Below are 6,370 nucleotides of genomic sequence, written 5' to 3'. Positions count from 1 at the left end.
TAACAAAAGAAAAAATGGGAATGGAAATATTTGAATACATTGAAATCTGGTACAATAAAAAAAGACGTCACAGTACCCTAAATTACAAAACAATAGAAGAATTTAATAATCAAAACGAAATTTATCAAAATGTAGCTTAACTTATACTGGAAATTTTATTTGCATATCCAAACCGTATATATGCTTCCTGTTCCATTAGATAAGCCAGGGAACCTGGATGCGGGACTGAAAGTAATGGAAGACTGGGCTTTTAACGCAACACTTTCTGATGAGCAGATCAATAAAGAAAGAGGCGTTGTGCTTGAAGAATTGAGACTCGGTCTCGGTGCGGATAAAAGAATGGCAGATAAATACCTTCCGAAATTATTATACAAATCACAATATGCAGACCGACTTCCGATTGGTAAAAAGACGTGTTGGAAAACTTCAAACCCGATGTGATCAGAAAATTCCATCAGGAATGGTACAGACCGGATCTGATGGCGATTGTTGTAGTGGGAGACATCAACGTAGACGAAGTTGAAAAGAAAATTAAAGATAACTTCAGTAAATATAAGAATCCTTCTAAACCAAGAGAAAGAAAAGTATTTGACCTGCCTAATCACAAAGAAACATTGGTAGCCATAGAGACTGATCCCGATGCTACCAATTCTATGGTACAGTTTATCATGAAAGATGCGGAGGCTTATCAGCCGGACCTGACCGTTGAACAATATAATCAGACGATTATAGAGGGGCTTTCCACTTCAATGCTGAACAACAGGTTAAAGGAATTGATCAACTCAAACAATCCGCCTTTTACTTACGGATCTGTATATCATGGAGGAACGTATGCGAGAACCAAGGAAGCTTTCCAGGGGTTTGCTATGGTGAAGGACGGAAATCAGCTGAGTGCGCTGAAAGTTTTGCTGGAAGAAGTCGAAAGAGCAAAAAGATTCGGATTTACCCAGTCTGAACTTGACAGAGCAAAAGCACAGATGCTGTCTAATCTTGAAAGATCATACAACAACCGTGATAAAACGGAAAGCGATATGCTGGTAGACGAATATGTGAGAAACTTCCTGGAGCAGGAGCCAATGCCTGGAATTGCCTGGGAATATGAAGATACCAAATCCTTCCTTCCAAAAGTTACTTTAGCACAAACCAATGAGGTGATCAAGAAAATGGTGAAAGATGACAGCAGGGTAATTGTAATGACCGGGCCTAAAAAGGACAATATTACAATGCCAACAGAAGCTATGGTTATCAACACTTTTGAAGCTGTAAAAATGGCAGATCTTAAACCGTATGAAGAGAAAGCAGCCATCAAGAATTTAGTAAAGCCTTTCAAATCAGAAGCGAAAATTGCTAAAACTGAAACAGATGCCAAACTGGGAACTACGACCTGGACATTGAGCAACGGGGCTAAAGTGACTTTCAAAAAGACAGATTTCAAGGATGATGAAATTGTATTTTCAGCAAGAAGTTTAGGAGGAAACTCCCTTATTTCTGACGCTGATTTCATCAAAACCCAGTTTGCTTTTGCGGCATTGTCAGAAGCAGGAGTAAGCGGATTTTCAAAAGCTGATCTTACCAACTACCTTGCAGGCAAGCAGCTGAGTGTAAATCCTATGATTGGACCTTACTTTGAAGGGATTTCGGGAAGAACTTCCCAGAAAGATTTAGGGACTGCTATGGAGCTTACCTATGCCTATTTTACAGATTTGAATTACAATCCTGCAGCATTCAATGCGTATAAAGAAAAGCAGTCGGCGATGCTGGATAATCTCTTGTCCAACCCTCAGGCTTATTTCTCCAGTGAGCATGCAAAATTCATGAATCAAAAGAACCCTAGATTCATCGGACTGTTCCCAATGGAAAAAGACTGGGCCAATACAGATTATAAAAAAGCATACGATATCTATAAAGAGAAATTTGCCAATGCCGGAAACTTCCAGTTTTATTTCGTAGGAAATATTGACGAAACCAAATTTAAAGAACAGGTACTTCAGTATATCGGAGGACTTCCGACATCAGGAAAAACTTCCACCTTCAAAGATACAGGCTACAGACAGATGACCGGTGATTATTCTAAAGTGTACAAAAAAGGAAAAGATCCGAAGAGTTTGGTGACAATCTCTTATAGCGGAGAAACTCCTTACAACGAAAAAGAAGCTTTGGCTCTTTCGGCTCTTGGAGAAGTAGTTACAATCAAAGTTATAGAGAAGCTTAGAGAAGACGAAAGCGGTATCTATGGTGGTGGTGCCAGAGGAAGCATGAATAAAGTTCCTTACGGTGCCTATAATTTCAGCATCAGCTTCCCTTGTGGACCTGAAAATGCAGAAAAGCTTACGAAAATTGCAGTAGTTGAACTTCAGAAACTGATCGACAAAGGTCCTGAGCAAAAAGATCTTGATAAATACAAAGAAGGGGAATATAACGATAACAAAACAGAACTTAAGGATAATATGTTCTGGCTGAATTCACTGTCTAAAAATCAACTGGATGGAAGTGATAAGTATGATATCCTGAACTATCAGGAAAAAGTAAAAGCACTTACCGTGAAAGACCTTCAGGATGTGGCTAAGAAATACCTTGTAAAAGGAAAAATTATAGCGACTCTGATGCCGGAAGACGGATGGGAAAATAATAAAAAGGCTGATGCAAAACCTACAGTGGTAGGAGCAGCAGTCGTTAAATAATATTTTTCAGAATAATTGATAAAAGAAAACCGCAGATTAGTCTGCGGTTTTTATTATTTGTTTAAGAGCCATAGGCTTTTTTCCATTCATCGGCAGCTTCACTTAAAACGCCGTAAAACTCTGCCCCATACTTTCTGGTGAGAGGTGTTTTCAGGAACTTATACACAGGGACCTGAAGTTCTTTTCCCAAAGCACAGGCATCACTGCAAACATTCCATTCATGGTAGTTCAAAGCTGTGAAAGTAGAATATTCTGTAACACGGATAGGGTACAGGTGGCAGGAAATTGGTTTTTGCCAGTCTACAGCACCATCCTCATAAGCTTTTTCAATACCGCATTTCGTTATTCCTTTCTCGTCGAAAGTTACATAGGCACATTCGCGGTCTTCTACCATGGGTGTAACGTACATTCCGTCTTGTGGATCTGTAGTCCATGTTCCCTGTTCTTCAAGGGCTTTGATACCCTCCTGTGTCAGATAAGGCTTTATTTTATCAAAAATACTGTCTAAAATCTCAAGTTCATCCTTATCTAGCGGAGCTCCTACATCTCCTTCCACGCAGCATGCACCTTTACATTTCGAAAGGTTGCAAACAAATTCTTCGGAAAATATATCCTCTGAAATCAATTTATCGTCTATCTGAATCATAATCTTTAAAATAAATCAAAATACGTACCTGCTTTAAAAGCAATCAAACTCACAATGATAAGCCATAAGCTTACCTCCCGCATCCAGTATTTAGGCAAGAATCTCATCATCCTGCTCAGGATAATGCTCGCAGGAAATGCCAGAAGCAGTAAATATTCGTAGTTTTTATTCATGTACAGAATAATAGTCACCAGCTGAGCCAGTGAAAAGACAAGCAGAAAAGTATATTTATATCGGCTTATCGGGCTTTTCTTATTATAGTTTGTAAAATGGTCATATACCGCATAAATCAACATCAGGATAATAGGAATCAAAGGAAACAGATCAGTGTAATCTGTCATCGGTTTCATTTTTCCAAATGGGAAATAATCAATATTCCAGCTTGTAAAACTGAAAAAGAACATGACAGAGAAATAACAGAATGCAATTAATACAGTTCCCAGAAGAAATCTGAACAGATTTAAGCTTATTTTTTGAGAAGTAGCTATAACGTGAACGATCACGAAAAGAGCCATAGGCCAGGTAGTTGGCAGGAAAATAAAATTCAATGCAACGATGGCTCCTACAAGTACATAAGACTTCTTTCTGATATCTTCATCTGCACTCGTCAAAAGGAGAAGAAGGAAAGAATTGGTGAGCAAAGAAACGGCAATTCCAAGATCCAAATTTCCAGGATAAAGACCAAAAATAAAAAAGGTATAGAGAAATAATGGCAAATGCGTCTGGTAATTGAGCGCAATGCTGTGAAAACAAAAATATCCCAGAGCAATTCCCAAGAAAGTTACTCCGGCAATAATCGCTTCATAAGTATTGAAATTCAGTATGTTAAATATTATAACTACTAAAAGAAGAAAACCAATATAAACAGGAATTGAAAAAATATTGCTTTCTTTTGAAAGTAATTTAAACATTTTTTATAAATTTGTACAAAGTTAATTTAAAAAAGGAAAATAATGACGTCTTTCTGGTTATTCTTAAGTAAAGTTTTCAAATGGACCTTCGGTTTTTTTGATTCATTTGGAAATGTTCTAAACTGGATTCTATTTATCGTTTGCTGCGTATTGTTTACTTATTGGTGCTATGTACTGGTAGTAACACTTGGTGGTGATAAAGATAAAGACTATTATTCTCCAACTGAGGGTAAGAACCCTTACTACGATCCAAAGATCTATAAAAAAGAAGGTTAATTAATTGGTTATATAGTAAAAAACCGATTAGACTTAGGTCTGATCGGTTTTTTTATTAACAATTAAAATGTAACTTTTTAGTCGTGGATGGGAAGTACCAGTACCGGAACATGCGAATCTTTCGTAAGCCCCTTGGTTAAACTTCCTACAAATACATCATAGATACCACTTCTTCCGTGTGATCCCATTACGATGTAATCAGCATTTTTAGCCTTTGCATATTCCAGAATAGTATCCTTGGCAATCCCTTGTTTTAAGAGATGCTCACAGTCCACATCATGGGCAATAATCCTTTGTTCGATTTTGTTGAGTTCTACCAGTTCAGCTCTGATCTCATTAGCTTCTACTTCAGGAAAATATTGATATCCCATATCACCGATAGCAAAACCAATATCTGATGGCGCTACATGAATCAAAAAGATTCTGCCGTTTAACTGTTTTGCAAATTTTACGGCTCCCTCTACAAGCTGTTCTGTTTTGTCCCCAAAATCTACGGGTAGTACAATATTTATCATGACCTCTAATTTTGTTATTTTAAAGATAAGAAAAAATTGACAGAGTTTATGTTAAATAACTTATAATATTAATAGGTAACTGCCCTATTAGTCATGGGTCACTACTTAAAACTGTAATTCAGCAGTATGTATTTTTTCAACTTAATCATCATAAGAGATAAGAAATAGGGGTTTGATTTTTTTTAACCGAAATTTAATCATCTGTGAATTGAAGATAAATCAGTTTAGTTTTATTTATTTTACTGCATTAACGGGTGTTTTATCTGTTTTGGTGCGTAATAGTCATAATTAGGTGAATTTAATTTTATTTTAATAAAAACCAATCAGCTTACTTGTTTAATTTGATTTAATTTGTTTTTATGATTGAATTTATAATTAATGTTTAAGGTTAGCATCAAAGCATGGAAGTTTGCAGAAATAGCGTTCAATAATGAGAGGAAAAAGTATAAGCGTAAGCAGCAGTACAAAAGTTTTGTATTAACCTTACTTAATCATAAGCCTTCCAGATATTGGTTTGAAATTTTAGAAAGTGACAGATACAAAGAAGTTCTCTCCCAGAGACCCCGCCTATTTTTAAAACCATTTAAGGTTTATCTTTCAACCCAATATTCCATTCATCAAAGAATAAAAATTATTTGTGATACCTATGATTTTATATACGACAAACAAATTGAAAAAATAATATGGGGTGAAGATCATGTGATATGCGAGTTTGCTTTAAAAAACGGATTGCCGGCAAAGTTGATGATAGGCTACAATGATCGATACAGAAAGGAAGGTGAATTGGTTTTGTCTCTGGTTATGGATCACCTTGATGGCAATGTAGCTTCCCTATCTTTTGCTGTAGAAAAAAGCGAAAATAACAGATGGCTTTGCAGAATCGGGTGTCTGCAGGGGAGGCCTGTTGTAAATGGTATTTACGTTACAAAAGAAGCCCAGAAATTGATGAATGGAGTAAGGCCCAAAGCTTTTTTGATTGAAATGTTGCAGGAGTTTTGTAAAACGCTTGATATAGCATCCATCAATGCTATAGGTGGGAAATGTCAGGCCCAAAACAGAAAACATTTTATCCATATCCCTTTGTTGCATGCAATTCCTTTTTCGTATAACGAGTTTTGGGAAGAAATGGGAGGTAAGGACCTGGGAAATAATTGGTACGTATTACCGTCAGTAACTTCAAGAAAAAATATCACCGATATAAAATCAGAAAAAAGATCCGGTTACAAAAAAAGATATGTGCTTGTTGACTCCGTTAAAGGGAGCTTGCGTGATTATTTGGAAAATAACAACTGTACAATAAAAAGCAGTCCTGAAGTCTTAAAATAGGACTGCTTTTCTATA

At 36.5% G+C, this 6,370-nt stretch carries 8 protein-coding genes; 5 read left to right on the top strand and 3 right to left on the bottom strand.

Translation table 11 applies throughout. The features are described from left to right. The first annotated feature begins 14 nt into the window (after positions 1–14). The 3 genes from IW16_RS26720 to IW16_RS19670 are packed head-to-tail and all read left to right on the top strand — an operon-like array spanning position 15 to position 2,681. On the top strand, positions 15–140 hold the full coding sequence (locus tag IW16_RS26720; protein WP_394332457.1) for an IS3 family transposase: 126 nt from the start codon (positions 15–17) through the stop codon (positions 138–140). A gap of 40 nt (positions 141–180) precedes the next feature. Then, positions 181–441 (top strand): hypothetical protein, encoded by a 261-nt coding sequence (locus IW16_RS27005; RefSeq protein WP_228376968.1) that lies wholly within the window; start codon positions 181–183, stop codon positions 439–441. Beyond that, positions 417–2,681, top strand: a complete 2,265-nt coding sequence (locus tag IW16_RS19670; protein ID WP_228376967.1) for a M16 family metallopeptidase — start codon at positions 417–419, stop codon at positions 2,679–2,681. Before IW16_RS27005 ends, IW16_RS19670 begins: the two co-directional genes overlap by 25 nt. 61 nt (positions 2,682–2,742) lie before the next feature. Here the strand turns inward: IW16_RS19670 and IW16_RS19665 are convergent, their stop codons facing one another. Together IW16_RS19665 and IW16_RS19660 are read right to left on the bottom strand one after the other, a co-directional pair. After that, positions 2,743–3,327 (bottom strand): DUF3109 family protein, encoded by a 585-nt coding sequence (locus IW16_RS19665; RefSeq protein WP_034748477.1) that lies wholly within the window; start codon positions 3,325–3,327, stop codon positions 2,743–2,745. A 5-nt stretch (positions 3,328–3,332) separates the two neighbouring features. Further along, positions 3,333–4,238 (bottom strand): DUF6427 family protein, encoded by a 906-nt coding sequence (locus IW16_RS19660; protein ID WP_034748474.1) that lies wholly within the window; start codon positions 4,236–4,238, stop codon positions 3,333–3,335. A gap of 42 nt (positions 4,239–4,280) precedes the next feature. Here IW16_RS19660 and IW16_RS19655 point away from each other — a divergent pair, with 42 nt between their 5' ends. Beyond that, positions 4,281–4,514 carry a DUF6341 family protein gene (locus IW16_RS19655; protein ID WP_034748471.1) on the top strand — a complete coding sequence of 78 codons (234 nt, stop codon included), beginning with the start codon at positions 4,281–4,283 and terminating at the stop codon, positions 4,512–4,514. A gap of 77 nt (positions 4,515–4,591) precedes the next feature. Here IW16_RS19655 and IW16_RS19650 read toward each other — a convergent pair whose 3' ends face one another. Further along, a complete protein-coding gene (locus IW16_RS19650; protein WP_034748466.1) occupies positions 4,592–5,029 on the bottom strand; it encodes a universal stress protein in 438 nt (145 codons plus the stop codon). A gap of 378 nt (positions 5,030–5,407) precedes the next feature. Between IW16_RS19650 and IW16_RS19645 the strand changes: the two genes are divergently transcribed. Continuing rightward, positions 5,408–6,355 carry a DUF535 family protein gene (locus IW16_RS19645; protein ID WP_051890492.1) on the top strand — a complete coding sequence of 316 codons (948 nt, stop codon included), beginning with the start codon at positions 5,408–5,410 and terminating at the stop codon, positions 6,353–6,355. The last annotated feature ends 15 nt before the right edge of the window (positions 6,356–6,370 follow it).

Source organism: Chryseobacterium vrystaatense (assembly GCF_000737765.1).
Classification (GTDB): Bacteria; Bacteroidota; Bacteroidia; order Flavobacteriales; family Weeksellaceae; genus Chryseobacterium; species Chryseobacterium vrystaatense.
The sequence above is the reverse complement of the archived record's forward strand: the minus strand, read 5'-3'. Positions and strand labels throughout refer to the sequence as shown.

Coding starts and splice junctions, on each gene's coding strand:
- IW16_RS26720 (WP_394332457.1), top strand. CDS start 15: ATGGGAATGGAAATATTTGAATACATTGAAATCTGGTACAATAAAAAA.
- IW16_RS27005 (WP_228376968.1), top strand. CDS start 181: ATGCTTCCTGTTCCATTAGATAAGCCAGGGAACCTGGATGCGGGACTG.
- IW16_RS19665 (WP_034748477.1), bottom strand. CDS start 3,327: ATGATTCAGATAGACGATAAATTGATTTCAGAGGATATATTTTCCGAA.
- IW16_RS19660 (WP_034748474.1), bottom strand. CDS start 4,238: ATGTTTAAATTACTTTCAAAAGAAAGCAATATTTTTTCAATTCCTGTT.
- IW16_RS19655 (WP_034748471.1), top strand. CDS start 4,281: ATGACGTCTTTCTGGTTATTCTTAAGTAAAGTTTTCAAATGGACCTTC.
- IW16_RS19650 (WP_034748466.1), bottom strand. CDS start 5,029: ATGATAAATATTGTACTACCCGTAGATTTTGGGGACAAAACAGAACAG.
- IW16_RS19645 (WP_051890492.1), top strand. CDS start 5,408: ATGTTTAAGGTTAGCATCAAAGCATGGAAGTTTGCAGAAATAGCGTTC.